Source organism: Pelomonas baiyunensis (assembly GCF_043555935.1).
Taxonomy (GTDB): Bacteria; Pseudomonadota; Gammaproteobacteria; order Burkholderiales; family Burkholderiaceae_C; genus Pelomonas; species Pelomonas baiyunensis.
This window is the reverse complement of record NZ_JBIGIB010000007.1, coordinates 18,406-42,141: the sequence shown is the minus strand read 5'-3', so window position 1 is coordinate 42,141 and position 23,736 is coordinate 18,406. Positions and strand designations below refer to the sequence as shown.

Sequence of the window (23,736 nt, the reverse complement as noted above, 5' to 3'; positions counted from 1 at the left end):
GCGTCAACGCCTCAACGGTCGAGCCAGTCAGCCGCGCAGGCGCGCAAGGTCTTCCACGGTGTCCACATCGATGTGCACGCCGGGGTCGTTCACCGGGATGGCCTGGGCCGCGTATCGGGCCACGATGCGCCGTGCGCCTTCGTCGCCTTGCAGGGCGGTGAGTTCGGAGTACAGCTCGGTGCCGAAGCCGACCGGGTGCCCTTGCATGCCCCGGTACTGCGCGTAGCACACCGGATAGCGCGCCAAGCCCTCCGCCACGGCCTGCAAGGTGCTGGGCTGCACGAGCGGCATGTCGGCCGGCAAGATCAACCAGCCCGCCGCATCGCCTGCCGCCCCGACGCCTGCGGCAATGGAATGCCCCATGCCGATGGGCTGGGGGCGGCCTTGGGCGTCCCGGTCCGCCAGCACCACCACGTCCCGTGCGGCCACCTGCCGGTAGACGACAGGCGCGAGGCTCGGCGTGGTGACCACCACCACCGGCAGGCGTGAGGCGATGGCGTGCGCCAAGGTGCGGCTGAGCAAGGTGTCACTGCCGGACGCGTGGCCCAGGGCCTGCTCCAGCTTGTGGCCGGCGCCTCGAAAGCGAGATCCTCGGCCGGCGGCCAGAACGACGACGGCGGGGCGTCGTGGGGTCATGTGCAATCAATCCCTTCCAAAAAACCACTGGACGCAGCGGTTTCCGGTGTTTGCTGCAGTGCCACAAGCATGCCCAGTGCCCCTGCGCTTGAAACTGGTACGTTCACCTAGGGGAAGGCCTTTAGGGGAAGGTCTGCATACTGTGGCCCCATGAGCAAACTGAGTGACTTTCGCAAGAGCTACGAGTTGGGCGAACTGGACGAGGCACAAGCCGCGAACGGCCCACTCGCGTTGTTCCAGCAGTGGATGGACGAAGCCATCGCGCATGACGTCTCCGAGCCCACCGCCATGACCTTGGCGACCGTGGGCGCGAACGGGCGCCCGTCCACGCGTGTGGTGCTGCTCAAGGGCTGCGACGCACGCGGCATGGTGTGGTTCACCAATTACGAAAGCCGCAAGGGTGAGGAGTTAGCGCACCTGCCCTTTGCCGCGCTGCAGTTCCACTGGGTGGAAATGGAGCGCGTGGTGCGCATCGAAGGCCGCGTGGAAAAGACTGCGGCTGAAGAGTCGGATGCGTACTTTCAAAGCCGCCCGCTGGACTCCCGCCTGGGCGCCTGGGCCTCGCCGCAAAGCCAGGTCATCAGCACCCGCGCTGTGCTGGTGGCGAATGCCGCCAAAGCCGCCGTGCAGCACGGCCTGAACCCCGAGCGGCCGCCACACTGGGGTGGCTACCGCCTGGTGCCGGACCGCTACGAGTTTTGGCAGGGCCGTCGCTCTCGCCTGCATGACCGCCTGCGCTTCACGCTTGAAAACGGTGAATGGGTGCGTGCCCGGTTGGCGCCCTGACTCCTGCACCACGGTGCGACGACCTGCGCGCGGCCCCGACGCCGCCTGCGGCGCGTTGCGTCAATTGACGGGGCTGCCGTCTTCCACGCGGTAATACAAGCCGTAGGGGTCGTCCGTCAGCACGGCCAGCGTGCCCTCCACCACCACGGGTTCCAGCGTGTAGCGCACCGGCTTGCGTGTGCGCACCTCCACCAAGCCCTCAGGGCCGGCCGGAACGCAGAACGAGCAGCTCGTGGGGACCGACGACAGCAGGAAGTGCTGCTGCTTGTCGCCCGCCTCCAGCGGCATCATGAAGCCCTGCACCTTGACGGTCTTGCGGTCGAGGGCCTGCACGGCGGCGGGAAAGGTCGGCACGATCTTTTTCTTTTCGGCCCGAGCGGTGACCTGCGACAGCAGCTTCCACGACACGATGTCCGCGCGCTCCTCCAGTGGCTTGAACGGGCTGCGCGGATCGTGATAACCGGGCCCCTGGCCGATGCTGGGCGCCACCTGCGCATGACCCAGCGAGGCCACTGTGGCGAGCATGCACACCGCAGCGCGTGTAGCCCGGCCCGCCTCGCGCGTCAAAAAATGGAAGTTGAACGTCATGCGCGGATTGTCGAACTTCAGCGCGGCGCTTGCAGCAGCGTGGTCACATCTAGCCGATAGGCCCGCCAAGCGGGCCAGGCCGCCGCCAGCAGCGCGAGGCTCAGCGCCGCCATCGGCACCCACAGCTCGGCCTCGCTCCAGCCCAGTGGGCCCAGGCGAAGCGACTGCTGTTCGGTCAGCACCCAGCCCAGCACCTGCACCAGCGCATGCCCGGCCCCGAGGCCCAGCACCGTGGCCAGCACCGCCAACAGCAGGGCTTCCAGCCCAATCAGCAGCGCCACGCGCCAGGCCGGCGCGCCCAGCATGCGCATCATGGCGAGGTCGCCCTGGCGGGCGCGAACCGCGTGAATCAGCGCCACCCAGACCGACAAGCCCGCCGCCAGCAGCAGCACCCCGCCGAAGCCCTTCAGCACCTCCACGCCGGCACCCATCAGCCGCATCAAGCGGGCGGTTTCCAGCGCCGGCGCGGCAGACTGCAGCCCGTCTTGCGCATTGACCCAGCGCGGCAACATCACCGCGGCCAGCGGGCTGCGGTAGCGCACGAGCACCAGCGTCGTCTCGCGGTCGTCGTCGTGTTCGCCATGCGCGTCGTGAGGGCCGGCCGCGGCAGACCCTGCAGGCTTGGCCGGCGTGCCGTGCCCCTCATGCAAGGCCCAAATGGAACGCAGGTCGGTCAGCACCAGGCGGTCCAGCACGGTTCCGGATGGCGCCAGCACACCCACCACCAGGAAAGGCCGCTCGGCATGCTCGCTGCCGCCCGCGCCCAGTCCGTGACTGCCGGCGAAGCGATCTCCCGGTTTGAGTCCGGCGGCACGCGCGACGTCGGCGCCCAGCACCGCCTCCAGTGGGCCGCTCCAGAGCGTGCCGGTGGCCAACTGGCCGCCATACAAGCCGAGGTAGTCCGGCGATGTGCCCACCACACGAAAGCCGCGGAACGTATCCCCGAGCGAGAGCGGCACGGCCAGCCCCACCAGCGGCTGATGGCGCAGCTTGTCGAGCGTGCTCAAGGGGATGTTGCCGGTCGGGCTGTCCAAGTGAAACACGCCGGCGAGCATCAGCTGCATTGGACTGCCCTTGGCGCCCACCACGAGGTCGATGCCCGCCAAATCACGCCGCAGGCCCGCTTCCACCTGGGCGCCGGCACGCAGTACGAACGTCATCGCCGCCAGCCCCAGGGTCAGCAGCAGCAGATTGAGCCCGGTGGTCAGCGGGCTGGACCACAGGTATCGCCACGCGAGCCGGATCATTGGGACGCCTCGTCTACCCAGTAGGTGGTGCGGTCACTGGAATGGCGGGTGTTTTCCACCGCCTGCGCGCTGCCGTCAGGAGCGGCCAACACGAGTTCGCTCACGTCATCCCGCACGCTCAGGGCCTCGGTCACACGCGCGTCGTGGCTGGCGATGACGAGCGTGCAACGTTCGCGCTCGGCGGCATCCAGCAACAAAGCCAGCATGTGCAGCGCATGTTCGTCGTCCAAGCTGGCGCTGGGTTCGTCTGCCAACAGGATCTGCGGCTTGCGCATCAGTGCGCGAGCCAGGGCCACACGCTGCGCCTGCCCCACGCTGAGTTGGTGCGGCCGCCGCTGGGCCAGGCCGGACAAATCCAGCGCGTCCAGCAGCGTGCGCGCCCGCTCCGGCAGCGCCGGCTGGCCCGCCGCCAACGCCGGCAGCGCCAGGTTCTCGGCCACCGTCAATGCCTCACTGAGGTGCAGGCGCTGCGGCACCACACCGAGCGTGGCGCCGCGCCAGGCATCCAGCGCTCGGGCCGGCATGCCGTGCAAGGCGGTGCCCGCCACGTGCAACTCGCCCGCCTGAACCCGCAACAACCCCGACAACAGCGCCAACAAGGTCGACTTGCCCGCGCCTGACGCGCCGCGCAACAGCAGGTGGTGGCCCGGCCGCAGGCTGAAGTCGGGGTACGCGATGGCCGCGCTGCGGGGGTACGCGTATCGAAGCCCGCGCCAAGCCAGCATCACTTGACCAGGCGCTTGAAGCTGGCGAGGAATTTGTCCACCTTGCCGGCCACCACGAAGGCGCAATAGCCTTGGTCGGGGTTCCGGGCGTAGTACTGCTGGTGGTACGCCTCGGCGGGGTGGTAGTTGGTTTCGGGCAGCAATTCGGTCACAACCCGGCCGGCGTGATGGGCGTTGACCTCGGCCAGCACCTCAAGGGCCAGGGCTTCCTGCGCCGGCGTGTGCCAATAGATGCCCGAGCGGTATTGCGTGCCCACGTCCGCCCCCTGCCGATTCAGGCTGGTGGGGTCATGAATGGTGAAGAACACTTCCAGAAGTTCCCGCAGCGACACGACCTGCGGGTCGAAATCCAGCCGAACCACTTCAGCGTGGCCCGTGTTGCCGCTGCACACCTGCTCGTAGTTGGGCCGCAGGTGCTGGCCGTTGCAATAGCCGCTCTCCACCCGTTCGACGCCCCGCACCCGTTCAAACACGGCGTCCAGGCACCAAAAGCATCCGCCACCGAGGGTGATGCGCTCCAGCGATTGTTCTGACATGTCGTTCCCTCTTTCTCGACCAAGCCTCAGCAGCCCGCCGGGCATGGTGGGACGCGGCGGGCGCCCACTCAGGAGCTGCCACGCGAGCGTCCGCTCACTGGGCCAGATTATTGGGTCGGCGATGATGCCCCCGTGATGCCGATTGACTATGCCGCATTCAAGTCCTTCCTGCTGGCCGCAGCACTGCCGCCGGCCCCACTGATTCTGCTGGCCGCTTGGGGTGGGTTTCGGCTGCGCCGGGGGCGCCGCGCAGGCCTAGCCATGCTGGGCGTGGCGCTGCTTGGGCTGTGGTTCTCGGCCACCGACGCGGCAGGCGAATTGCTGAGCCGCGCCGTCGGAGCGCCACCCGCGTTGACACGCTCGGAGGTGGCTCGATGGCGGGGGCAGCCTGGCGGCGCCGTGCTGGTGCTGGGAGGCGGCGTGCGCCGGCAAGCGCCGGAGTACGGCGAGGCGGTGCCGAACGCCATCACCGCGGAACGGCTGGCCTACGGGGCGTGGCTTGCGCGGCAAACCGGCTGGCCGCTGGGTTTTTCGGGCGGTGTGGGCTGGACGGCAACCCAGTTGAAGCAGCCAGAGGCGCTGGTTGCGGGGCGCACGGCGGCAACGCTGTATCAATTGCCGCTGACTTGGGCCGAAGGGCGTTCGCGCGACACCCGGGAGAACGCGGCGCAGACGCTGCCGCTGCTGGCCGCATCCGGCGTGAAGCATGTGCTGCTGGTGACGCACGACACCCACATGCGCCGCGCGCTGCGGGCTTTTCAGGCCGCGGCCCAGCCGCTGGGTGTTGAGGTGGTGCCGGCGCCCGTCGGCGCTCGGGTCGACGCACTGAGCAGCCTGGACGACTGGTGCCCGTCGGTTGAAGGTTTTGGCCGGGTGCGTTACGTGCTGTACGAACAGTTGGCCTGGTGGGCGGGGCGCTGAACCTTCAGACACGCGCAGGCCAGCAGTCGCCGGAAATAGAAACCCCGCCGGGCTTGCAGGCCGGGCGGGGCGGGTGGCGAGGCCACCGTGGGGCTCTGCGGGCGAATGCCGCAGGGCTCCTGGCGCGCAACGATTGCGCCAGAGGAAGCGCCTGAGTAGGCCTTGAAAACTTAGGCGACGCTGGTCAGGCTTTCAAGAAGATTTTTTCGAACAAGGCGTCGGTGCGGGCTTGGATGTCCGGAGTCATCTGGATGCCGCGGCCCCATTCCCGACTGGTTTCGCCCGCCCACTTGTTGGTGGCATCCAGCCCCATCTTGCCGCCCAGGCCGCTGACCGGTGAGGCGAAGTCCAGGTAGTCGATGGGGGTGTTGTCCACCAGCGTGGTGTCGCGCACCGGGTCCATGCGCGTGGTGATCGCCCAGATGACTTCCTGCCAGTTGCGCGTGTCGATGTCGTCATCCACCACGACGATGAACTTCGTGTACATGAACTGGCGCAGGAAGCTCCAAATGCCGAACATCAGCCGCTTGGCATGCCCCGGGTATGCTTTTTTGATCGACACCACCGCCATCCGGTAGCTGCACCCTTCCGGCGGCAGGTAGAAGTCGACGATCTCCGGGAACTGCTTTTGCAGGATGGGCACGAACACTTCATTCAGCGCCACACCGAGGATGGCCGGCTCGTCGGGCGGCTTGCCGGTGTAAGTGGAGTGGTAAATCGGGTTCGTCCGCTGGGTTTGCCGGGTGATCTCGAACACCGGGAACCAGTCTTGTTCGTTGTAATAGCCGGTGTGGTCGCCATAAGGGCCTTCCAGCGCGTGCAGGTAGCCGCCCTTCTCTTCCAGCGGCACGCCGTGCGCGCTGGTGCCGGCGTAGCCGGCCGGCGCAGGCGGAATGTGGCCTTCCAGCACGATTTCCGCGGAGGCGGGCGCCTGCAGCGGCTGGTCTTTACCCACGGCGGTATTCACCAACTCCGTGCGCGAACCCCGCAACAGGCCGGCGAACTGGTATTCCGACAGTGAATCCGGCACCGGCGTGACCGCGCCCAGGATGGTCGCCGGGTCGGCCCCCAAGGCCACCGCCAAAGGGAATGGCTGGCCTGGGTTCGCAAGCGCGAATTCCCGGAAATCCAGCGCCCCACCGCGGTGGGCGAGCCAGCGCATGATCACCTGGCGCGGCCCGATGACCTGTTGGCGGTAGATGCCCAGGTTTTGCCGGCTGCGGCCCGGTGCCCGGGTGATGACCAAACCCCAGGTGATGAGTGGCGCGGCGTCTTCGGGCCAGCAATGCTGGATGGGCAGGCGACCCAGATCGATCTCGTCACCCGACAGGATTTCGTCCTGGCACGGCGCCTTGCGCTGGACGGAGGGCTTCATGTCCCACAGGGCTTTGGCCATCTGCAGCAACTTGCCGGCGTCCTTCAGCCCCTTGGGTGGCTCCGGTTCTTTGAGGCTGGCCAGCACCCGCCCCACTTCGCGCAACTCGGCCAGCGATTCGGCCCCCATGCCCAGCGCCACGCGCCGCGGGGTGCCGAACAGGTTGGTCAGCGCAGGCGTGTTGTAGCCGGTCGGGTTCTCGAACAGCAGCGCCGGCCCGGCAGCGCGCAGCACCCGGTCACTGAGCGCCGTCATCTCCAACTTGGGCGAGACCGATTCGCGCACGCGGCGCAGTTCACCCAGGCGTTCAAGCCCGGCCATGAAGTCCCGCAGGTCGCTGTATTTCATAACCAAAAGTAATGTTGGAGAGGTCAAGCAACCTTGACTGGTTATCTTGACCCCGTAAAATTCGATCGTTCGGGTTTCCACTGAACCCGAGTCGGCAAGGTCCTCCGAGCGAAACGTCGCCACAGACCGCCCAGCACGTGCCGAGAAATTATCACTGTCGCCCTCGACGGCGCCCCATCCCAGGGGCTTCCGAACAGCGGCGTGACACAAGGAGTCGCATGACGACACGTCAAGACATCATCGATCTGGCCACGCAGGCACGCGCCTGCGCCTCGTTGTTCGTGAAGGACATCGGGAACGGCTTGCTCGTGGTGAGTCACAACACCCTGGCGCTGGTGGGGCTGACCGTGGTGTCCGTGCTGTTGGTGTTTTTCAGCCAGGCGGGCCTGCGTGACCGGGTGGAGTCGGCCACCCTCGGCTGGCTCAACGCGCGGCACGAGGCCCGCGCTGAAGCGGAAGGCAACACCTTGCTAGCCCAGGCCGAGCCGGACGCCATCGCCCGTGCCACCGCCACCGACCCCCGTGAGCTGAACCGCCAGCAAGCCGCCGTGGCGCACTGGCTGGCGCGCCGTTACAGCGTGGCACCCGAGCCCATCAGCCGCCTGGTGCAGGAAGCCTGGGCCGTGGGGCAGCGTGCCAAGGTTGAGCCCACGCTCATCCTGGCCATCATGGCCATCGAGTCGCGCTTCAACCCGTTTGCGCAGAGCGCAGTCGGCGCACAAGGGCTCATGCAGGTCATGACCCGCGTTCACGACGACAAATACGAGGCCTTCGGCGGCACGCTCGCCGCGTTCGACCCCGTGACCAACTTGCGCGTGGGCGTGCAGGTGCTGAAGGAATGCATCCAGCGCGCCGGCAGCCTTGAAGAAGGCCTGCGTTATTACGTCGGGGCGGCCAACCTGCCCGAAGACGCCGGCTATGCCGCCCGCGTGCTGGCCGAGCATGACTTGCTCAAGTCGGTGGTTTCGGGCCGCAGTGTGCCAGCCACCAGCGTGGCCCGCCCGTTGCGCGAAGCCGCGTCGGCGCCGGCCGCCGAGGCGGCGCAAGTTGCGTTGCTGCACTGAACCCTGCACTACACTGGGGCTTCACGCGACTGGCGATCAGGGGCACCCGCTGCCCTGAGGTGGGCCACCACCGGGGAGCGTGAGGCGGTTCTCGCGAATCGCTTTCAGCCGTTCGCCTGGGCAGCCTGGTTTGTCACGCCCGCTCGTGAGCGCCCGGGATTCACCGCCTGACCTTCGGAAACACTGCCATGTTTGACCGCACCACCTCCACCCTCGCCCTGGTCGACCCGGAACTCTGGACCGCTGTCCAGAACGAAACCCGCCGCCAGGAAGACCACATCGAATTGATCGCCAGCGAGAACTACACCTCGCCGGCCGTGATGGAAGCCCAAGGCAGCCAGCTCACCAACAAGTACGCCGAGGGCTACCCCGGCAAGCGTTACTACGGCGGCTGCGAATACGTGGACGTGGCCGAGCAACTGGCCATCGACCGTGTGAAGCAACTGTTCGGCGCCGAGTTCGCCAACGTGCAGCCCAACTCCGGCTCGCAAGCCAACCAGGGCGTCTTCTTCGCGCTGCTGCAGCCTGGCGACACCATCATGGGCATGAGCCTGGCCGAAGGCGGCCACCTGACGCACGGCATGTCGCTGAACATGAGCGGCAAGTGGTTCAACGTCATCAGCTACGGCCTGGACGCCAATGAAGCCATCGACTACGACGCGATGGAAGCCCTGGCCCGCGAGAAGAAGCCCAAGCTGATCATCGCTGGTGCGTCTGCCTACTCGTTGCGCATCGACTTCGAGCGTTTCGGCAAGATCGCCAAGGAAATCGGCGCCTACTTCATGGTGGACATGGCCCACTACGCCGGCCTGATCGCCGCGGGCGTGTACCCCAACCCGCTGCCGCACGCCGACGTCGTCACCTCCACCACGCACAAGAGCCTGCGCGGCCCGCGCGGCGGCATCATCCTGACGAACAAGGAAGACATCGCCAAGAAGATCAACTCGGCCATCTTCCCCGGCATCCAAGGCGGCCCGCTGATGCACGTCATCGCCGGCAAGGCCGTGGCCTTCAAGGAGGCGCTGACGCCCGAGTTCAAGGCTTACCAGGAACAGGTGGTCAAGAACGCCAAGGTGCTGGCTGAGACGCTGATCGAGCGTGGCTTGCGCATCGTGTCGGGCGGTACGGAAAGCCACGTCATGCTGGTCGACCTGCGCCCCAAGAACCTGACGGGCAAAGAAGCCGAGGCCATCCTGGGCGCCGCCCACATGACCTGCAACAAGAACGGCATCCCGAACGACCCGCAAAAGCCCATGGTGACCAGCGGCATCCGCCTCGGCACGCCGGCCATGACGACGCGCGGCTTCAAGGAAGACCAAGTGCGCGCCACGGCCCACCTGATCGCCGATGTGCTGGACAAGCCGCACGACGAAGCCAACCTGGCTGCGGTGCGCGAAAAGGTGGCGGCCCTGACCGCCGCGTTCCCGGTCTACCGCGGTTGATCGGCTGAAGCACCCGCGCCGTGCGTTGCCCCTTTTGCTCTCACACCGAGACCCAGGTCGTTGAAACCCGGGAATCGGATGAGGGCGACGTGGTTCGGCGCCGGCGCCGGTGCTTGTCTTGCGACAAACGATTCACCACCTACGAGCGGGCGGACATCGCCCTGCCGTCGGTGGTCAAAAAAGACGGCCGCCGTGCCGACTTCGATGCGTCCAAACTTCGCGCCTCCATGCAATTGGCGCTGCGCAAGCGCCCGGTGAGCGTTGAGCAAATCGACGGCGCTATCAATCGCATTGAAGAAAAACTGCTGGCCTCCGGCGCACGAGAAATCGCCTCCACCCGGCTCGGTGAGCTGGTGATGCGGGAACTCAAGCGCATCGACAAGGTGGCCTATGTCCGCTTCGCGTCCGTCTACCGGAGCTTTGAGGACGTGGACGAGTTCCGTCAGCTGATCCGCGAGATCTGACTCCGGGGAAACCCTTCCCACCTTCGGGTGATCCGCCGGGGGATGCCGGCTGCCCCTCCCCCTCCGTCTGTGTCGGCCCACCGCCCTCCGGGGGAGAGGCATGTGCGGCGGCGATTTCTACAGTGCGTTCCACAGTCAACGAACTCTGGAACGCCGCATGAACACCGCCCCTCAACACCGACGCCAACGCGGATTCACGCTCGTTGAAGCCTGCAGCGCCATGGGCATCTGCGCGGTGCTGGCGAGCCAGGCGCTGCCGTCGTTCGCGAAGTTCCATCAACAGCAGAAGCTGCGCACCACCGCCGAAACGCTGGCCACTGACCTGCGCTATGCCCGCGCCGAGGCCGTGCGGCTGGGCCACCCCGTGCACTTCCGGGTGAGTGGCAAGGGCGCCAACGCCTGCTACGTGATGCACACCGGCACCAAGGGCGACTGCGATTGCACGGGTGGCCGCGCCGTTTGCCAGTCCAGCAGCAGCGCGGTGCTGCGGGCGGAATGGCTGGGCAGCGGCCACCCCGTGCAATTGAGCAGCAATGCCGAATCGCTGGAGTTCCAGCATCGCCAGGGGCTGGTCACGCAAACCGGTTCCGTGGAAGCTCGCTTGGCCGATGGCAGCGGCATCCGCCAGGTGGTGGCCATCACCGGCCGCGTGCGCAGCTGCTACGTCGGCGAGCGCCTGGCCCGCCTGCCCAAGTGCGCATGACAAGGAGCTGCCCCGTGTCGACGCCCTCGCCCGCCCGCGCTCAACGTGGCTTCACCTTGGTGGAGCTGATGCTCGCCACCGTGATTGCCGCGGTGCTTGCCGCCGTGGCCTACCCCGCCTACAGCGCCCAGGTGCAACGCAGCCGCCGCGCCGATGCGCTGGCCGCCCTGACCACCATCCTGCAGGCGCAGGAGCGATACCGCAGCAACGCGCCGGCCTACGCCAGCTCGCTCCAGAACGACCTGAAGCTGGACATGGCCCGGCTCACGTCCCATTACCAAATCACCCTCACGGGCGCCGGGGCCAACGGCAGTTTCGACACAGGTTACATCGCCGTCGCCACGCCAACCGCGGGCGGGCGTCAAGCCAGCGACCGCAGCTGCCAGCGCTTCACCCTCACCGTGGTGGGCGCCATCCCCAGCTACACCGCCACCGGCGACCCGGACGGTACCGGTCAGTCGCGTGACACCACGGCGCTGTGCTGGCCGAAATGAGCACGGGAGTTGCCCAGATGTCACTCCAGGCTCCAGCTCACCGCAGTCGCACGCCCGGCCTCGATCAGCGCGGCATGGGGCTGGTAGAGCTGATGATCGGTCTCACGGTGGGGTTGCTCGTTGCTGTGGGCGCGGTCGCCACGGCCACGCGTCAGATCCATGAGCATCGCCGCCTGATGCTGGAAGTCCAGCTTCAACAAGACCTGCGCACCGCGGCCGAATTGCTGCAACGCGACTTGCGCCGAGCCGGCTTTCGTGGGGTGGCTGCCAATGGCGTGTGGGCGCCGCCGCACCTCGTGGCTGGCCAACCGCAACCCGCCCGGCTGGCCCAAGCCAGTCCCTACGAAACCTTGCAAACCCTGGCCGGCGGCACCGAACTGCAATACCGCTACGCCCGCGCCGTGGGAGCCGCTGCGATGAACGGGACCAATGTGGTGGCCGCCAACGAGGAATTCGGCGTGCGGCTCAACAACCGTACCCTGTACCTGCAGCTGGGTGCCGCCAACGGGCAGCCAAACTGGCAGCCCATCACCGACCCGGACCTCGTGGTCATCGACGCATTCACGGCACAGGTGGACAGCCAACCCGTACCCCTGGATGACCTGTGCGCTTGCGATGCCGGCACGCCCTGCCCCCAATCGGCCGTGCGCCGGGTGACATTCACGATCAAAGCGCACGCTGCGGCTGACGCTGCACTCACCCGCACCGTGACGGTGTCCGAGAAGTTGCGCGCGGATGCCATCGGCGGGAGTTGCCCATGAAGCGCACACCCAAGCCTCACGGCGAACAACACGGCCTGGGCACCCTGGCCATCGTCATCGGGCTGTTTCTCGTGATGGGACTGATCTCGACGTTCGCCGCCAGAACGTTGATGCTGGAACAACGCATGGCCGGCCACCACTACCGGGGCGCGCTGGCCGACGAGATGGTTGAAGCTGGCATCGACTGGGCGGTGGCCCTGCTCAATGCCGGTGCGATCGACAGCCAATGCAAGCCCGCCCTGCAAGGGCAGCGTTTCGTGGACCGGTACCTGACGGTCTCCGCGGCTAACCGGCGCACCGAACCCAAGGCGCCCGCCGGCCAATGGGTGGTGGACTGCACCCGCACCGCTGCGGGGCTGGAGTGCCGCTGCCCGGCACCCGGCAGCCGAACGCCCGCGGCCGCCGCGGCCGCTGGCGCGGACTACACCCCCAGCTTCGCGCTGGCCCTGGGTGTGGATCAACCGAACCCTCACCTCGGCAGCTGGATCATCGAGTCCTGGGGGTGCACCGAGGCCGCTGCGGATGCCTGCCAAGCGTCAGCGCAAACGCGCAGCGAGTCCGCGTTGGCCGTGAGCCGTCAGCGGGCTGCCGTGGGGTTTGTGGCTGCCGTGCCGACGCCGCCCAACGTGCCGCTGACGGTTCGCGGCCACCTCACGCTGAAAGCGGGCGCCAGCCTCGCCCTGCAAAACACCGACCCGGCCGGCTCCGGTCAACTGGTGCTGTCGGGCCAGTCGTCTCCCGCGCTGGACGACAGCCGCCTTGCAACCCGCCCTGGGATGACCGTGGCGCAGGGCAAACGGTTCAGCGATGGGGCGGTGTCAGCGCTCACGGTGGACCGCCTCTTTCACGGACATATGGGCTGGCTGCCGCAGCGCTACCGGCAGCACCCCGCGCTGCGCGAGGTGGCATGCCCCGTGACCGATTGCGCCGCAGCGCTGCATGCCGCCGAAGCGGCAGGATCTCGCATGCTGTGGGTGGACGGTCCGCTTCGCTGGACGGGCGGCGGCGTGCTGGGCACCTCTGCAGCGCCTTTGGTGCTGGTGGTGGCCGGCGATGCCCACCTCACCGGCCCGCTGCAGTTCAACGGGTTGCTGGTGGTGCTGGGTGATGTGCACTGGAGCAACCTCGGCCCAGCACCCGCACAGCTGAACGGCATGTTGCTGGCCCTGGGCGACATGCACCTGGAGGGGGCTGCGCAGTTGCAGTGGAATGGCCCAATCGCCGACGCGCTGCGCAACCAAGTCGGCAGCTACGTGCGTGTGTCCGGTGGTTGGCAAGACCTTGAAACCCAGTGAGACGTTGATGCCCCTTGCCCGCAATTCAACCGCCGTGAGCCGCAGCCCCACCCAGCAGGGGGCGAGCCTGGTCGAAGCACTGGTGGCGCTGCTCATCATGGCCGCCGGCATGCTGGCGCTGGTGGGCCTGATCACCGGCGCGCGGCATTCCACGGAAGTGGCGCGCCAACGCAGCGAAGCCCTGACGCTGGCGCGGGCCGAGTTGGCCACGCTGCGCAGCTTTGGCGTGCTGTCGCGCACGGCCGCCACCCCGCCCGGAACCCGCGCCTACGCCGACATCACCGACCAGTCCCAGCCGCTGCCCGTGACGCCCCCCGACTCCAACACCACATTCCACGTGCAGCACACCGTGATGCCCCTGCCTACCGCGGGCCGCGGCCGCCTGGTGCGCGTGGGCGTGCGTTGGACGGACCGGGCTGGCACGCCGCAGCAGGTGCAACTGGATGCGGTGATTGCCGAGGTGGACCCGATCTTTGCCGCCGCACTGGCCGTCGCGCCCTCGCCCGCGCCCTGACGACGCAGCGCTTGGCGCAAGGGCATCGGCCGCACCGCAGGCGCCCTGGCTAGACTGCCGGGATGCTGTTTCCTCCATTGCAGGCTGCGCTTCAACGCGCCCTGGCCCTGGCCGAAGGTGCCATCGGCCTCACCGACCCCAACCCGCGTGTCGGCTGTGTGATCTTGGCGCCCGACGGGCGGGAATTGGGCAGCGGCCACACCCAGGCGGCCGGGCAGGCGCATGCCGAGGTGATGGCGCTGCGCGACGCCGCAGCACGCGGGCACGATGTGCGCGGCGCCACGGCTGTGGTGACGCTGGAGCCCTGCTCTCACCACGGCCGCACGCCACCCTGCTGCGATGCACTCATCAACGCCGGCATTGCGCGCGTGGTGTCCGCCATTCAAGACCCCAACCCCGCGGTTGCTGGCCAGGGCCTGGCTCGCCTGCGCGCCGCCGGCGTTCAAGTCGACGAAGCCGACCCGGCAATCGCCACCGCGGCGCGCGAACTGAACATCGGCTTTTTCTCGCGCATGCAGCGAGGCCGGCCGTTCGTGCGGGTCAAGTCGGCCGTATCGCTGGACGGCCGCACCGCTTTGCCCGACGGGCGCAGCCACTGGATCACCGGTGATGCGGCCCGGGCCGATGGCCACGCCTGGCGGCGTCGTGCCGGTGTCATCCTGACCGGGATGGGCACGGTGCTGGCCGACAACCCGCGCCTGGACGTGCGCCTGGTGCCGACTGCGCACCAACCCTTGCGCGTGGTGCTCGACCCGCACGGCCAAATGCCCACCGATGCCCGTGTGCTGGAGGCTCCGGGCCAAGCCCGGGTGCTGGGGCCTGGCCACGTGGACTTGGCGCAGTTGATGCAGGATCTCGGCGCCGAAGGCATCAACGAAGTGCATGTCGAAGCCGGCGCTCGGTTGACCGGGGCCGTGCTCGCCGCCGGACTGGCCGACGAATTGCTCATTTACATGGCGCCCCTGCTGATCGGCCCCGGCATGCCGCTGGCGCATTTGCAGGAACTGGCCGGGCTTGACACGGCCACACGCTGGCAATTCCTGGAAGCCACACCCATCGGCCAGGATCTGCGGCTTCGCCTGCGTCCAACCTAGGGTCGCCACCTACAATCACTGGCTATGCCCATCTCCCCCATTCCAGAGTTGGTCGCCGACATGGCGGCCGGTCGCATGGTCATTCTTGTGGACGAGGAAGACCGCGAAAACGAGGGCGATCTCGTGCTCGCCGCCGATTGCGTCACGCCTGAAGCCATCAACTTCATGGCCAAGTACGGGCGCGGCCTGATCTGCCTGACCCTGCCGCGCGAACACTGCGAACGCCTGCAACTGCCGCCCATGACGCGCCGCAATGGCACGCAGCACGGCACGGCCTTCACCGTGTCCATCGAAGCCGCCACGGGCGTGACGACCGGCATCTCTGCCGCAGACCGCGCTCGCACCGTGCAAGCCGCGGTGGCGCCGGGCGCCAAGGCGGCCGATCTGGTGCAGCCGGGCCATATCTTCCCGCTGCAAGCGCAGGACGGCGGCGTACTGATGCGCGCCGGGCACACCGAGGCGGGTTGTGACCTCGCCCGCATGGCGGGGCTGTCCGCCACGTCGGTGATCTGCGAAATCATGAAGGACGACGGGACCATGGCCCGTCTGCCCGACCTGGAGGTGTTTGCGCAGGAACACGGCCTGAAGATCGGCACCATCGCCGACCTGATCGAGTACCGCAGCCGCAACGAAAGCCTGATCACCCGGGTGGCCGAGCGTTCGCTGACCACGGCCCAAGGCGAATTCCAGTGCCAGGTCTTCACGGACCGCACGGGCGGAACCCACCTGGCCCTCAGCCACGGGGCTTGGCAGCCCCATGACGAAGTGCTGGTGCGCGTGCACGAGCCGCTGTCGGTGCTGGACCTGCTGGAAGCCGGCAGCTGCGGGCACTCCTGGGGCTTGCCGGCCGCGCTGGCAGCGCTCAAGGCCAGCCCGGCGGGCGTGGCCGTGCTGCTGAATTGCGGCGAGAGCCCGGCGGGCGTGCTGGCCCGTATCCAGAGCAGCGATGCGGCACCAGCCGCCAAGGGCGCCATGGATTTGCGCACCTACGGCGTGGGCGCACAAATCTTGAAGGCGCTGGGCGTGCACCGCATGAAGCTGCTGGGCAGCCCCCGTCGCATGCCCAGCATGACCGGCTATGGCCTGGAAGTGACGGGCTTTGTCGCCTCTCCCACCTGCTGATTCGGAGCACCCCATGCAACACGCAGAACAAGGCATGCCCAGCTTCGAGGGCGCACTGGACGGAAGCGAGCTGACCGTCGCCATCGTGCAGGCGCGTTTCAACGACGCCATCACTTCCGCGCTGGCCAGCGCCTGCCTGGCCGAACTGTCGGTGCTGGGCGTGCCGGCAGAAGCGATTCGCCACGTGACCGTGCCCGGCGCCCTGGAAGTGCCGCTGGCCCTCCAGGCCTTGGCCGAGAGCAATGACTACGATGCCCTGATCGCCCTGGGTTGCATCATCCGCGGCGAGACCTACCACTTCGAGTTGGTGGCCAACGAAAGCGGCTCGGCCGTGACCCGCGTGGGGCTGGACCACGGCATTCCCATTGCCAATGCCATCCTGACCGTGGAAAACGAGGCGCAAGCCTGGGCCCGCGCCGAACCCAAGGGCCGCGACGCCGCACGGGTTGCCGTGGAAATGGCCAATTTGCTGAAAGACATCGAGTGAACGCACCCAAGACCGCATCCAAGACGGCCGGCCAGCCCGGCGCCAAGCGCGCACCGGTGAAATCGGCGCGCCGCCGCTCGCGGGAAGCCGCGCTTCAAGGCCTGTACCAGTGGCTGCTGACCGGTGAAGACATCGGCGCCATCATTGCGTTGGGCCGCGAACAGGAAGGCTATGCCAAGCTGGACCTGAAGCACTACGAAGCCTTGATGGGCGGCTGCGTGCACGAAGCCGCCGACCTGGACGCCATCCTGGCCCGCCACGTCGACCGCAAGACCACCGAGCTCTCGCCCATCGAACACGCCGTGTTGATGATCGGTGCCTACGAGCTCAAGCACTGCCTGGACGTGCCCTACAAGGTTGCGATCAACGAAGCCGTGGAACTGGCCAAGTCGTTCGGCGGCACCGACGGCCACAAGTACGTCAATGGCGTGCTCGACCGCGCCGCCGTCGACCTTCGCCCGCTGGAACTCGCCGCCAAGCGCTGAACCTGCCCGTGAAGCTGGCCTCGCGGCTCGATCGAATCGAGCCCTTTTACGTGATGGAACTGGCCAAGGCCGCTGCCGAGATGGCGGCCGGGCCCTTGTGCGACCCGGCGCGCGGTGGGCGCCGGATGATCCGGCTCAACATCGGCGAGCCTGATTTCGGCGCGGCCCCATCCGTGCGCGAGGCCGCAGCCCAAGCCGCCCTCGGCCCCACGCCTTACACCGACGCCCTGGGCCTGCCCGCCCTACGTGAAGCGATTTCGCGCTGGTACGCCGAGCGCCACGGCCTGAACGTCGCGCCAGAGCGCATCGTCGTGACCGCCGGTGCTTCCGCCGGCTTGCAGCTGGCCTGCCTCGCGCTTTTCGAGCGCGGGGACGAAGTCTTGATGCCGGACCCGTGCTACCCCTGCAACCGGCACTTCGTCAGCGCGACCGACGCCACGCCCCGCTTGCTGCCGACCCATGCAGCCGGCCGCTTTCAGCTCGACGTCGACCAGGTGCGCCGCGCCTGGACCCCCGCCACGCGCGGCGTGCTGCTGGCCTCGCCCAGCAACCCGACCGGCACGTCCATCGCGCCTGAGGTACTGCAGGACATGGCGCAGGCCGTGGCGGAACGCGGCGGCGCGCTGGTGGTGGATGAGATCTACCTGCCGCTGAGCTATGACGACCGCTTCGGCCACACGGCGCTGGCCCTGCCGAACGGGCTGGGCGACGAGGTCATTTCGGTCAACAGCTTCTCCAAATACTTCGGCATGACCGGCTGGCGCCTGGGCTGGCTGGTGCTGCCGCCGGCGCTCGTGCCCGCGGTGGAGCGGTTGGCGCAGAACTTCTACATCTGCCCGTCCACACTGGCCCAGCGGGCGGCCTTGAGCTGCTTCGAGCCGGCCGCGCTGGAAGAGTTCGAGCGGCGCCGCCTCACGCTGCGCGCCCGGCGCGACTACATCGTGCCGGCGCTGCAGTCGCTGGGCCTGCACGTGCCGGTGCCACCGGATGGCGCGTTCTACGCCTGGATGGACGTCTCCGCCCGCCACGCCGACAGCTGGCAGTTCGCGCACGACTTGCTGCAGCGCGCCCAGGTCGCGCTCACGCCGGGGCGCGACTTCGGTGTGGCCGACCCGCAGCGGTGGATGCGCCTGTCCTTTGCCTCCGCACAGGCCGACCTCGAGGAAGCCATGGCGCGCCTTCGCGAGGTGCTGGCGTGAACTTCGAGTTCTCGATTCGCGTGTATTGGGAGGACACCGATGCCGGCGGCATCGTGTTCTATGCGAACTACCTGAAATTCTTTGAACGCGCCCGCACCGAATGGCTGCGCGCCGCCGGCGTGGAGCAGCAACAGCTGCGGGCCGACACCGGCCTGATGTTTGTGGTGACGGGCACCGAGCTGCGCTACCTCGCCCCGGCCCGGCTGGATGATTTGCTCACCGTCACGGTCGAACCCGAGCCGCTGGGGCGCGCCAGCCTCGTGGTGCGCCAGCGGGCATGGCGGGGCGACACCCTGCTGTGCGAAGGTGAAATCCGCATCGGTTGCGTGCGCGACCATGACCTGAAACCCCAACGTCTGCCCCCGGCCGTGCTGGCCGCCGTGGGCAGCCCGAGTGCATCCGCATGAATCAAGACCTGTCCATCGTTTCCCTCATCCTGCACGCCAGCTTCGCGGTGCAACTTGTCATTGCCGGCCTGCTGCTGGTGTCGCTGGCCAGCTGGAGCGTGATCTTCGGCAAGCTGATCGGGCTGGGCCAGATCAAGCGCCGCAATGACGCCTTCGAGGCCGAGTTCTGGAGCGGCAAGAACCTCAACGACCTCTACCAGGCCGTGGGCAACCGCACCGACGGTGCGCCGCTGGAGCGCATCTTTGCGTCCGGCATGCGCGAGTTCCTGAAGCTGCGCGAGAAACGCGTGGCCGACTCCGGCGCCCTGCTCGACGCCGCCCGCCGCGCCATGCGCGCCAGCTTCCAGCGGGAACTTGACGCGATGGAAAGCAACCTGTCCTTCCTCGCCTCGGTGGGCTCGGTGTCGCCGTATGTGGGCCTGTTCGGCACCATCTGGGGGATCATGCACGCGTTCGTGGGCCTGTCCAACCTGACGCAGGTGACGCTGGCGACCGTGGCGCCGGGCATTGCCGAAGCCCTCGTGGCCACGGCCATCGGCCTGTTCGCGGCCATTCCGGCGGTGCTGGCCTACAACCGCTTTGCGCGCCAGATCGACCGCAGCGCCATCACGCTGGAGACATTCATCGAAGAGTTCTCCAACATCCTGCAGCGCAACGCCACGCAGGGTCACTGACATGGCCGCCACCGTCAGCCGAGGCGGCGGGCGCCGCCGCCGCACCATGAATGAAATCAACATGGTGCCCTTCATCGACGTGATGCTGGTGCTGCTGATCATCTTCATGGTCAGCGCGCCGCTCATCACCACCGGCTTGGTGGACCTGCCCAGCGTGGGCAAGAGCCGCCAGCAACCGGAGCATGTGATTCAGGTCATCGTCGGGACTGACGAAAAGATCAAGATCAAGATCGACCAGTTGGAGCCCGAGTCCATCCCGATGAACCGGCTGGCCGAGCGGGTGAAGAAGGGCCAAGGGCAGGACGCGACCAGCCCGGTCGTGATCTCGGCCGACAAAAACGTCAAGTACGAAGCGGTGGTGCAGGTCATGGACACCCTGCAGCGCGCCGGCATCCAGCGCGTCGGCCTGGCCGTGAAGAGCGGCGCGGCGTCCAACGGATGACGGCTGCTGTTCTGCGTCCCCCCGAGGCGGCTGGCACGGGCCGGGGCGTGGCCCTGGCAGTGCTGGCCCACGGCCTGCTGGTGCTGGCCCTCAGCTACGGGCTGAAATGGCGAAGTGACCCGAGCCCGGCGTTCGAGGCCGAGCTGTGGTCCACCGTGCCGCAAGTCGCTGCCCCGCGTGAGGAAGCGCCACCCGAGCCCGAAGCACCGCCCCCCAAAGCCGCCCCCGAGCCGGACCTGAAGGCCGCGCAGCAGCGCGCCGCGGAAGAAGCCGCGGCCCAGCGCGAGGCGGAGATCGCGATCGAGAAGGCCCGCAAAGTCAAAGAGGAGCGCGAGAAGGCCCGCGAAGCGGCCGCCAAGGCCGAACGGGAAAAAGCCGCGAAGGACGCCAAGGAGAAAGAAGCCAAGGAAGCGCGCGAGAAAGAAGCCCGCGACAAGGCCGCTAAAGACAAGCTGGCCAAGGAAAAAGCCGACAAGGCCGCCAAAGACAAGGCCGCCAAGGAAGAGGCTGACCGCAAACAGGCCCAAGACGCCAAGGCGGCGAAGGAAGCCAAGGAGGCGGATGCACGCCGCGAGGCCCTGCGGCAGGAGAACCTGCGCCGCATCCAGGGCATGGCCGGGGGCACGCCGGGCTCCACGGGCACCGCGGCTCAGAACGCGGCCCCGTCGGCAGGCTACGCGGGGCGCATCAAGGGCAAGATCCGCCCGCTCATCATTTACGCCGATGAGGGCAGCGCCAACCCGACGGCCGAGGTGCAGGTCACGCTGGGGCCTGACGGCCGCATCCTGGGCACCAAGGTGCTCAAGCCCAGCGGCGACGGCGACTGGGATCGCGCGGTGCTTCGTGCCATCGAGAAGGCCGAAACCTTGCCGCGCGATGTGGACGGCCGGGTGCCGCCCGTCTTGATCCTCAGTTTCCGGCCCCGCGAATGACGCGGTCGGCTGACCAGCGGCCCGCGCCCCACAAGGCAATCGCCGCGGCCAGCGTGCCCCACAGCGCGTGCTGAGCCAGGGCGGCGGGAGACAGGTCATCCGCCGTCAGCGACAGCACCGCCATCAGGTTGACGACGAACAGGCCTGCGCCTGCAAAGCGGCCGGCCAGGCCCAGCACCAGCAACACGGGCAGGGCCAGTTCGCCGGCTGTGCCCAGGTAGGCGGCAGGCACCGGGGGCAGCAAGGGCACTTGGTAGACGTCTTGGAACAAGGCCAGCGTGGACGACCAGTCTCGCAGCTTGGTCAGCCCGGACGCGAAGAACACCTGCGCCACGTACAGGCGCGCCGCCAGCAGGGCCAGCGATTGCAGGTGCGACTGCACCCGCTGCAGGGGCGCAGGCAAGGTTTGGATGTCGAGGCCGGGATCGCTGGCCAGGCGCCAGGCGGTGGTGATGAAGGCTTTCATGAAGGGTCCGATCAGGTGGCAGGAGTGACACGCACACCGCACAGCCACCCTTCTTGGAGGGCCGCTTGCAGCCAGGCGCTGAAGTCAAAGTCGGTGCAGCCAGCCAAACCTTTCACCTGGGGGGCAGCCGACGCGCTCGCCAATGCACTGGCCAGGGTCGCTCCGGTCAACACCGCCCGAAAGAACACAGCCTCGCCGACTTCCAGTTCGCGCGTGCGGGCCCGAAAGCCCAGCCGCCACACCAACACATCGCCGGTCTGCTGCGGCACCACACGCAGGCCCGGCCGCAGCGCCAGCATGAGGCACTCCGCCGGCGTGTCGCCCAGGCGGTGCAGCGACGCGGCATCGAACACGCCATCGACGGCGCGTTCACAGGCGTGCAACGCCCAGTCCAGCCGGGCCAGGTCCGGCAGGCCCGAGCCCTCCCCGGCTCGCTCGGCCAGGAACTCTGGCAAACGCTGGCCCCATTCGCCGAGGTCACCGTCGACGGGCGGGTCGTGTCGCCAAAAAGTCCAGGCCAGCGATGCGAAATCGGCCTCGCCCAAGGCGGCTTTCAGGCGGCCGAACGACACGGCCAGGGCCTGCGCCGCCAGCGCGGCCAAGTTGCCGCGGTACACCGGCAGGCCCCGCTCCGAGTTGCGCAGGCTGTGCGGGGCGGCGCCACGCCCAAGCAGCGCGTCCAGCAGCGCCTGCTGTTCGGCTCGGGCGTCAAACGACATGACCACCCCGTGCAGCGCGCCGGGCTTGCCCCAGCAACACGTCTAGAGGCGGCACATCGGTGTCCCACTCGATCAGCGTGGCCACAGGGCCGCAGCGCTCCAGCGCATGGGCGTAGGCCGTCCAAACCGCATCAGGCACCAAGCTGCCGTGGTCGTCGATCACCAAACCATCGGGCCGCACGGCGTGGCCGGCCAGGTGGACTTCGCCCACGATGCCGGGCCGCAGGGCGTCGATCCAGGCCATGGCGGCACGCGCAGCAGCGTCCGGTGATGCCCCCTCGTTGCGGGCATTCACCACCAGGTTGTTCACATCCAGCAGCAAGCCGCAGCCGCTGCGCTGGGTCAGCAGGTTGAAGAACTCCGGCTCCGCCAGGGTGTCACCGGCCCAGCCGACGTACGCGCTGATGTTCTCCACCAGGATGCTGCGGCCCAGGCGCTCTTGCACCTGTTCCACGTGGCGGGCCATGTCGGCCAGCGTGGTGTCGTCGAAACGCACCGGCAGCAAGTCGCCGGCATGCAGGCCCGTGCCCACCTGGGCGAAGCAGGCATGGTCGGACACCCACGCGGGCTCGATGCGTTGCACCAGCCGCGCTAAGCGGTCCACATGGTGGGCGTCCAGCCCCGCGGCAGAGCCGAGCCCCAGACCCACGCCGTGCAGGCTGACCGGGTACTTCGCCCGGCCGGCCTCCAGCACGGCCAGGCTGACGCCGCCTTCCGCAAAGAAGTTCTCGCTGTGGACTTCCAGAAAGTCCACGGCCGGAAGCTCGGCCAGCACCGCCTCGTAGTGAGGCTGGCGCCAGCCGATGCCCACCGCACCGGGCCGCGGCGTGCCCGGCGTGTGAAGAGGCTCCGCCAACAACTTACTTCTTGGCCGGCGCTTGGGTCTTGCCGCCTTCCTTCTCGCAGGTGCCCTTGGCCACGAACTTCCATTCGTCGGGCAGCTTGTCCGCCTTGGCCTGGCCGGCGCACGAATGGCTGCCGCTGGCGCTGGCGCAGTCGTTTTGGCCCGCCTTGGCGATGCCGTAGCACTTCTCCTTGCCGCCTTCAGCAGCTTGCGCGTGGGCCACGAGGCCGAGCGACAGGGCGGTGGCCAGGGCGGTGGAGACGATCGTGGGGTTCTTCATGGGACGGTCCTTGAAAAGGTTGACGGGGGTTCTCGGCGGCGCATGATGCGTCGCGCCACCTTCGGTCGCAAGCGGTGGCGAAATCCTTACACTGCGCCGCGCCATGACCGCGCACACCGAGTTTGCCCGCCAGATTGAAACCCTTCGGCCCGTGCTGATGAAGTACGCCGGGCTGCAGCTGCGAAACCCGGCGTGGGCGGAGGATGCGGTGTCCGACACCCTGCTGGCCGCCCTCGAAAAGCCCCAGGCCTTCACGGGCGCCAGCCAGCTCAAGACCTGGTTGATTGGCATCCTGAAGCACAAGCTGATCGACCAGATTCGCAAGAACAGCCGCGAGGCGGCGCTGCCGACGTCGGACGAAGACGAACAAGACCTGGACGACCTGCTCTTCGGGCCCGACGGCCACTGGCGTGACGCTCCGCACGACTGGGGCCGGCCGGACGACGCCTTGCGTCAGGTGGACTTCATGAAGGTGCTGGAAGCCTGCGTCGAGAAGCTGCCCGGCCAGCAAGGGCGGCTCTTCATGCTGCGCGAGTGGCTGGAGTTGGACACCGACGAGATCTGCAAGGAATTGGCGATCTCCTCGACCAACCTGTGGGTGATGCTGCACCGGGCACGCTTGCGCTTGCGCGAGTGCCTGCAGCTGAGTTGGTTCGACAACCTGCCGGCAGGAGGCGTGAAGTGAA

General features: G+C 68.0%; 31 protein-coding genes and 1 riboswitch. Of the genes, 20 read left to right on the top strand and 11 right to left on the bottom strand.

From position 1 onward, the window contains the following. Positions 1 to 27 precede the first annotated feature (27 nt). A complete protein-coding gene (locus ACG01O_RS20540) occupies positions 28 to 636 on the bottom strand; it encodes a nucleotidyltransferase family protein (protein WP_394387287.1) in 609 nt (202 codons plus the stop codon). Positions 637 to 786: 150 nt separating this feature from the next. Here ACG01O_RS20540 and pdxH point away from each other — a divergent pair, with 150 nt between their 5' ends. Further along, positions 787 to 1,422, top strand: a complete 636-nt coding sequence (gene pdxH, locus ACG01O_RS20535; RefSeq protein WP_394387285.1) for a pyridoxamine 5'-phosphate oxidase — start codon at positions 787 to 789, stop codon at positions 1,420 to 1,422. A gap of 60 nt (positions 1,423 to 1,482) precedes the next feature. Here pdxH and ACG01O_RS20530 read toward each other — a convergent pair whose 3' ends face one another. Genes ACG01O_RS20530 through msrA form a run of 4 tightly spaced genes read right to left on the bottom strand, consistent with a single transcriptional unit; the run spans position 1,483 to position 4,518 of the window. Further along, complete coding sequence (locus ACG01O_RS20530; protein WP_394387284.1) at positions 1,483 to 2,010, bottom strand: DUF3299 domain-containing protein; 528 nt, start codon at positions 2,008 to 2,010, stop codon at positions 1,483 to 1,485. 17 nt (positions 2,011 to 2,027) lie between these two features. After that, positions 2,028 to 3,257: an FtsX-like permease family protein gene (locus ACG01O_RS20525; protein ID WP_394387282.1), complete on the bottom strand. Its 1,230-nt coding sequence runs from the start codon at positions 3,255 to 3,257 to the stop codon at positions 2,028 to 2,030. Next, the gene (locus ACG01O_RS20520) at positions 3,254 to 3,982 is read right to left on the bottom strand and encodes an ABC transporter ATP-binding protein (protein ID WP_394387280.1); all 729 of its coding nucleotides are present in this window, start codon (positions 3,980 to 3,982) and stop codon (positions 3,254 to 3,256) included. The genes ACG01O_RS20525 and ACG01O_RS20520 overlap by 4 nt, the downstream gene beginning before the upstream one ends. Further along, entirely contained in the window at positions 3,982 to 4,518 is a 537-nt protein-coding gene (gene msrA, locus ACG01O_RS20515; protein WP_394387278.1) for a peptide-methionine (S)-S-oxide reductase MsrA, read from the bottom strand. The genes ACG01O_RS20520 and msrA overlap by 1 nt, the downstream gene beginning before the upstream one ends. Before the next feature lie 135 nt (positions 4,519 to 4,653). On the opposite strand from msrA, the gene ACG01O_RS20510 reads away from it, so the two are divergent. Beyond that, positions 4,654 to 5,439: a YdcF family protein gene (locus ACG01O_RS20510; protein ID WP_394387543.1), complete on the top strand. Its 786-nt coding sequence runs from the start codon at positions 4,654 to 4,656 to the stop codon at positions 5,437 to 5,439. A 184-nt stretch (positions 5,440 to 5,623) separates the two neighbouring features. Here ACG01O_RS20510 and ubiD read toward each other — a convergent pair whose 3' ends face one another. After that, positions 5,624 to 7,162 carry a 4-hydroxy-3-polyprenylbenzoate decarboxylase gene (gene ubiD, locus ACG01O_RS20505; protein WP_394387277.1) on the bottom strand — a complete coding sequence of 513 codons (1,539 nt, stop codon included), beginning with the start codon at positions 7,160 to 7,162 and terminating at the stop codon, positions 5,624 to 5,626. Positions 7,163 to 7,380: 218 nt separating this feature from the next. Between ubiD and ACG01O_RS20500 the strand changes: the two genes are divergently transcribed. From ACG01O_RS20500 to ACG01O_RS20480, 5 genes are all read left to right on the top strand, one after another. Beyond that, positions 7,381 to 8,226, top strand: a complete 846-nt coding sequence (locus ACG01O_RS20500; protein ID WP_394387275.1) for a lytic transglycosylase domain-containing protein — start codon at positions 7,381 to 7,383, stop codon at positions 8,224 to 8,226. A gap of 15 nt (positions 8,227 to 8,241) precedes the next feature. Further along, positions 8,242 to 8,355: riboswitch (ZMP/ZTP riboswitch) on the top strand. 59 nt (positions 8,356 to 8,414) lie between these two features. Further along, a complete protein-coding gene (gene glyA / locus ACG01O_RS20495; protein WP_394387274.1) occupies positions 8,415 to 9,668 on the top strand; it encodes a serine hydroxymethyltransferase in 1,254 nt (417 codons plus the stop codon). Between the two features lie 20 nt (positions 9,669 to 9,688). Then, positions 9,689 to 10,132 (top strand): transcriptional regulator NrdR, encoded by a 444-nt coding sequence (nrdR, locus tag ACG01O_RS20490; protein WP_394387272.1) that lies wholly within the window; start codon positions 9,689 to 9,691, stop codon positions 10,130 to 10,132. A 157-nt stretch (positions 10,133 to 10,289) separates the two neighbouring features. Continuing rightward, positions 10,290 to 10,835 carry a GspH/FimT family pseudopilin gene (locus tag ACG01O_RS20485; RefSeq protein ID WP_394387270.1) on the top strand — a complete coding sequence of 182 codons (546 nt, stop codon included), beginning with the start codon at positions 10,290 to 10,292 and terminating at the stop codon, positions 10,833 to 10,835. Positions 10,836 to 10,849: 14 nt separating this feature from the next. Further along, positions 10,850 to 11,329, top strand: a complete 480-nt coding sequence (locus ACG01O_RS20480; protein ID WP_394387269.1) for a type IV pilin protein — start codon at positions 10,850 to 10,852, stop codon at positions 11,327 to 11,329. A 20-nt stretch (positions 11,330 to 11,349) separates the two neighbouring features. Here the strand turns inward: ACG01O_RS20480 and ACG01O_RS20475 are convergent, their stop codons facing one another. Beyond that, positions 11,350 to 11,490, bottom strand: a complete 141-nt coding sequence (locus tag ACG01O_RS20475; RefSeq protein WP_394387267.1) for a hypothetical protein — start codon at positions 11,488 to 11,490, stop codon at positions 11,350 to 11,352. Here ACG01O_RS20475 and ACG01O_RS20470 point away from each other — a divergent pair. From ACG01O_RS20470 to tolA, 12 genes are all read left to right on the top strand, one after another. Then, positions 11,425 to 12,090, top strand: coding sequence for a hypothetical protein (locus tag ACG01O_RS20470; protein WP_474102678.1), 666 nt, complete (start codon positions 11,425 to 11,427; stop codon positions 12,088 to 12,090). The two genes, ACG01O_RS20475 and ACG01O_RS20470, sit on opposite strands and share 66 nt — an antisense overlap. Further along, positions 12,087 to 13,385 carry a pilus assembly PilX family protein gene (locus tag ACG01O_RS20465; protein ID WP_394387265.1) on the top strand — a complete coding sequence of 433 codons (1,299 nt, stop codon included), beginning with the start codon at positions 12,087 to 12,089 and terminating at the stop codon, positions 13,383 to 13,385. The genes ACG01O_RS20470 and ACG01O_RS20465 overlap by 4 nt, the downstream gene beginning before the upstream one ends. A gap of 7 nt (positions 13,386 to 13,392) precedes the next feature. Then, positions 13,393 to 13,899 carry a type IV pilus modification PilV family protein gene (locus tag ACG01O_RS20460; RefSeq protein ID WP_394387264.1) on the top strand — a complete coding sequence of 169 codons (507 nt, stop codon included), beginning with the start codon at positions 13,393 to 13,395 and terminating at the stop codon, positions 13,897 to 13,899. Between the two features lie 62 nt (positions 13,900 to 13,961). Further along, positions 13,962 to 14,993, top strand: coding sequence for a bifunctional diaminohydroxyphosphoribosylaminopyrimidine deaminase/5-amino-6-(5-phosphoribosylamino)uracil reductase RibD (ribD, locus tag ACG01O_RS20455; RefSeq protein WP_394387263.1), 1,032 nt, complete (start codon positions 13,962 to 13,964; stop codon positions 14,991 to 14,993). Between the two features lie 24 nt (positions 14,994 to 15,017). Continuing rightward, entirely contained in the window at positions 15,018 to 16,115 is a 1,098-nt protein-coding gene (ribBA, locus tag ACG01O_RS20450) for a bifunctional 3,4-dihydroxy-2-butanone-4-phosphate synthase/GTP cyclohydrolase II (RefSeq protein WP_394387262.1), read from the top strand. 13 nt (positions 16,116 to 16,128) lie between these two features. Further along, positions 16,129 to 16,602, top strand: a complete 474-nt coding sequence (ribH, locus tag ACG01O_RS20445) for a 6,7-dimethyl-8-ribityllumazine synthase (RefSeq protein WP_394387261.1) — start codon at positions 16,129 to 16,131, stop codon at positions 16,600 to 16,602. Further along, positions 16,599 to 17,087, top strand: coding sequence for a transcription antitermination factor NusB (nusB, locus tag ACG01O_RS20440; RefSeq protein WP_394387260.1), 489 nt, complete (start codon positions 16,599 to 16,601; stop codon positions 17,085 to 17,087). The genes ribH and nusB overlap by 4 nt, the downstream gene beginning before the upstream one ends. An 8-nt stretch (positions 17,088 to 17,095) precedes the next feature. Then, positions 17,096 to 18,286 carry a pyridoxal phosphate-dependent aminotransferase gene (locus tag ACG01O_RS20435; protein WP_394387259.1) on the top strand — a complete coding sequence of 397 codons (1,191 nt, stop codon included), beginning with the start codon at positions 17,096 to 17,098 and terminating at the stop codon, positions 18,284 to 18,286. Beyond that, positions 18,283 to 18,693: a tol-pal system-associated acyl-CoA thioesterase gene (gene ybgC / locus ACG01O_RS20430; protein WP_394387258.1), complete on the top strand. Its 411-nt coding sequence runs from the start codon at positions 18,283 to 18,285 to the stop codon at positions 18,691 to 18,693. The genes ACG01O_RS20435 and ybgC overlap by 4 nt, the downstream gene beginning before the upstream one ends. Further along, a complete protein-coding gene (gene tolQ, locus ACG01O_RS20425) occupies positions 18,690 to 19,367 on the top strand; it encodes a protein TolQ (RefSeq protein ID WP_394387257.1) in 678 nt (225 codons plus the stop codon). Before ybgC ends, tolQ begins: the two co-directional genes overlap by 4 nt. 1 nt (position 19,368) lies before the next feature. Continuing rightward, a complete protein-coding gene (gene tolR, locus ACG01O_RS20420; RefSeq protein WP_394387256.1) occupies positions 19,369 to 19,809 on the top strand; it encodes a protein TolR in 441 nt (146 codons plus the stop codon). Beyond that, positions 19,806 to 20,741, top strand: coding sequence for a cell envelope integrity protein TolA (gene tolA, locus ACG01O_RS20415; RefSeq protein ID WP_394387255.1), 936 nt, complete (start codon positions 19,806 to 19,808; stop codon positions 20,739 to 20,741). Before tolR ends, tolA begins: the two co-directional genes overlap by 4 nt. On the opposite strand, the gene ACG01O_RS20410 is transcribed toward tolA, so the two are convergent. The 4 genes from ACG01O_RS20410 to ACG01O_RS20395 are packed head-to-tail and all read right to left on the bottom strand — an operon-like array spanning position 20,719 to position 23,050. Beyond that, on the bottom strand, positions 20,719 to 21,207 hold the full coding sequence (locus ACG01O_RS20410; RefSeq protein WP_394387254.1) for a DoxX family protein: 489 nt from the start codon (positions 21,205 to 21,207) through the stop codon (positions 20,719 to 20,721). The genes tolA and ACG01O_RS20410 overlap by 23 nt on opposite strands. Positions 21,208 to 21,218: 11 nt before the next feature. Next, positions 21,219 to 21,926, bottom strand: a complete 708-nt coding sequence (locus ACG01O_RS20405; protein ID WP_394387253.1) for an HvfC/BufC family peptide modification chaperone — start codon at positions 21,924 to 21,926, stop codon at positions 21,219 to 21,221. After that, positions 21,916 to 22,782, bottom strand: coding sequence for an MbnB/TglH/ChrH family RiPP precursor modification enzyme (locus ACG01O_RS20400; protein WP_394387252.1), 867 nt, complete (start codon positions 22,780 to 22,782; stop codon positions 21,916 to 21,918). Before ACG01O_RS20400 ends, ACG01O_RS20405 begins: the two co-directional genes overlap by 11 nt. Before the next feature lie 4 nt (positions 22,783 to 22,786). After that, complete coding sequence (locus tag ACG01O_RS20395) at positions 22,787 to 23,050, bottom strand: BufA1 family periplasmic bufferin-type metallophore (protein WP_394387251.1); 264 nt, start codon at positions 23,048 to 23,050, stop codon at positions 22,787 to 22,789. A gap of 103 nt (positions 23,051 to 23,153) precedes the next feature. Between ACG01O_RS20395 and ACG01O_RS20390 the strand changes: the two genes are divergently transcribed. Continuing rightward, positions 23,154 to 23,735: a sigma-70 family RNA polymerase sigma factor gene (locus ACG01O_RS20390; protein WP_394387250.1), complete on the top strand. Its 582-nt coding sequence runs from the start codon at positions 23,154 to 23,156 to the stop codon at positions 23,733 to 23,735. The last annotated feature ends 1 nt before the right edge of the window (position 23,736 follow it).

Bases quoted from the DNA above. Each gene is read 5' to 3' on its own strand.
- ACG01O_RS20540 (WP_394387287.1), bottom strand. From the start codon at position 636: ATGACCCCACGACGCCCCGCCGTCGTCGTTCTGGCCGCCGGCCGAGGA.
- pdxH (WP_394387285.1), top strand. From the start codon at position 787: ATGAGCAAACTGAGTGACTTTCGCAAGAGCTACGAGTTGGGCGAACTG.
- ACG01O_RS20530 (WP_394387284.1), bottom strand. From the start codon at position 2,010: ATGACGTTCAACTTCCATTTTTTGACGCGCGAGGCGGGCCGGGCTACA.
- ACG01O_RS20525 (WP_394387282.1), bottom strand. From the start codon at position 3,257: ATGATCCGGCTCGCGTGGCGATACCTGTGGTCCAGCCCGCTGACCACC.
- ACG01O_RS20520 (WP_394387280.1), bottom strand. From the start codon at position 3,982: ATGCTGGCTTGGCGCGGGCTTCGATACGCGTACCCCCGCAGCGCGGCC.
- msrA (WP_394387278.1), bottom strand. From the start codon at position 4,518: ATGTCAGAACAATCGCTGGAGCGCATCACCCTCGGTGGCGGATGCTTT.
- ACG01O_RS20510 (WP_394387543.1), top strand. From the start codon at position 4,654: ATGCCGATTGACTATGCCGCATTCAAGTCCTTCCTGCTGGCCGCAGCA.
- ubiD (WP_394387277.1), bottom strand. From the start codon at position 7,162: ATGAAATACAGCGACCTGCGGGACTTCATGGCCGGGCTTGAACGCCTG.
- ACG01O_RS20500 (WP_394387275.1), top strand. From the start codon at position 7,381: ATGACGACACGTCAAGACATCATCGATCTGGCCACGCAGGCACGCGCC.
- glyA (WP_394387274.1), top strand. From the start codon at position 8,415: ATGTTTGACCGCACCACCTCCACCCTCGCCCTGGTCGACCCGGAACTC.
- ACG01O_RS20485 (WP_394387270.1), top strand. From the start codon at position 10,290: ATGAACACCGCCCCTCAACACCGACGCCAACGCGGATTCACGCTCGTT.
- ACG01O_RS20475 (WP_394387267.1), bottom strand. From the start codon at position 11,490: ATGGATCTGACGCGTGGCCGTGGCGACCGCGCCCACAGCAACGAGCAA.
- ACG01O_RS20465 (WP_394387265.1), top strand. From the start codon at position 12,087: ATGAAGCGCACACCCAAGCCTCACGGCGAACAACACGGCCTGGGCACC.
- ACG01O_RS20460 (WP_394387264.1), top strand. From the start codon at position 13,393: ATGCCCCTTGCCCGCAATTCAACCGCCGTGAGCCGCAGCCCCACCCAG.
- ribD (WP_394387263.1), top strand. From the start codon at position 13,962: ATGCTGTTTCCTCCATTGCAGGCTGCGCTTCAACGCGCCCTGGCCCTG.
- ribBA (WP_394387262.1), top strand. From the start codon at position 15,018: ATGCCCATCTCCCCCATTCCAGAGTTGGTCGCCGACATGGCGGCCGGT.
- ribH (WP_394387261.1), top strand. From the start codon at position 16,129: ATGCAACACGCAGAACAAGGCATGCCCAGCTTCGAGGGCGCACTGGAC.
- tolQ (WP_394387257.1), top strand. From the start codon at position 18,690: ATGAATCAAGACCTGTCCATCGTTTCCCTCATCCTGCACGCCAGCTTC.
- tolR (WP_394387256.1), top strand. From the start codon at position 19,369: ATGGCCGCCACCGTCAGCCGAGGCGGCGGGCGCCGCCGCCGCACCATG.
- tolA (WP_394387255.1), top strand. From the start codon at position 19,806: ATGACGGCTGCTGTTCTGCGTCCCCCCGAGGCGGCTGGCACGGGCCGG.
- ACG01O_RS20410 (WP_394387254.1), bottom strand. From the start codon at position 21,207: ATGAAAGCCTTCATCACCACCGCCTGGCGCCTGGCCAGCGATCCCGGC.
- ACG01O_RS20405 (WP_394387253.1), bottom strand. From the start codon at position 21,926: ATGTCGTTTGACGCCCGAGCCGAACAGCAGGCGCTGCTGGACGCGCTG.
- ACG01O_RS20395 (WP_394387251.1), bottom strand. From the start codon at position 23,050: ATGAAGAACCCCACGATCGTCTCCACCGCCCTGGCCACCGCCCTGTCG.
- ACG01O_RS20390 (WP_394387250.1), top strand. From the start codon at position 23,154: ATGACCGCGCACACCGAGTTTGCCCGCCAGATTGAAACCCTTCGGCCC.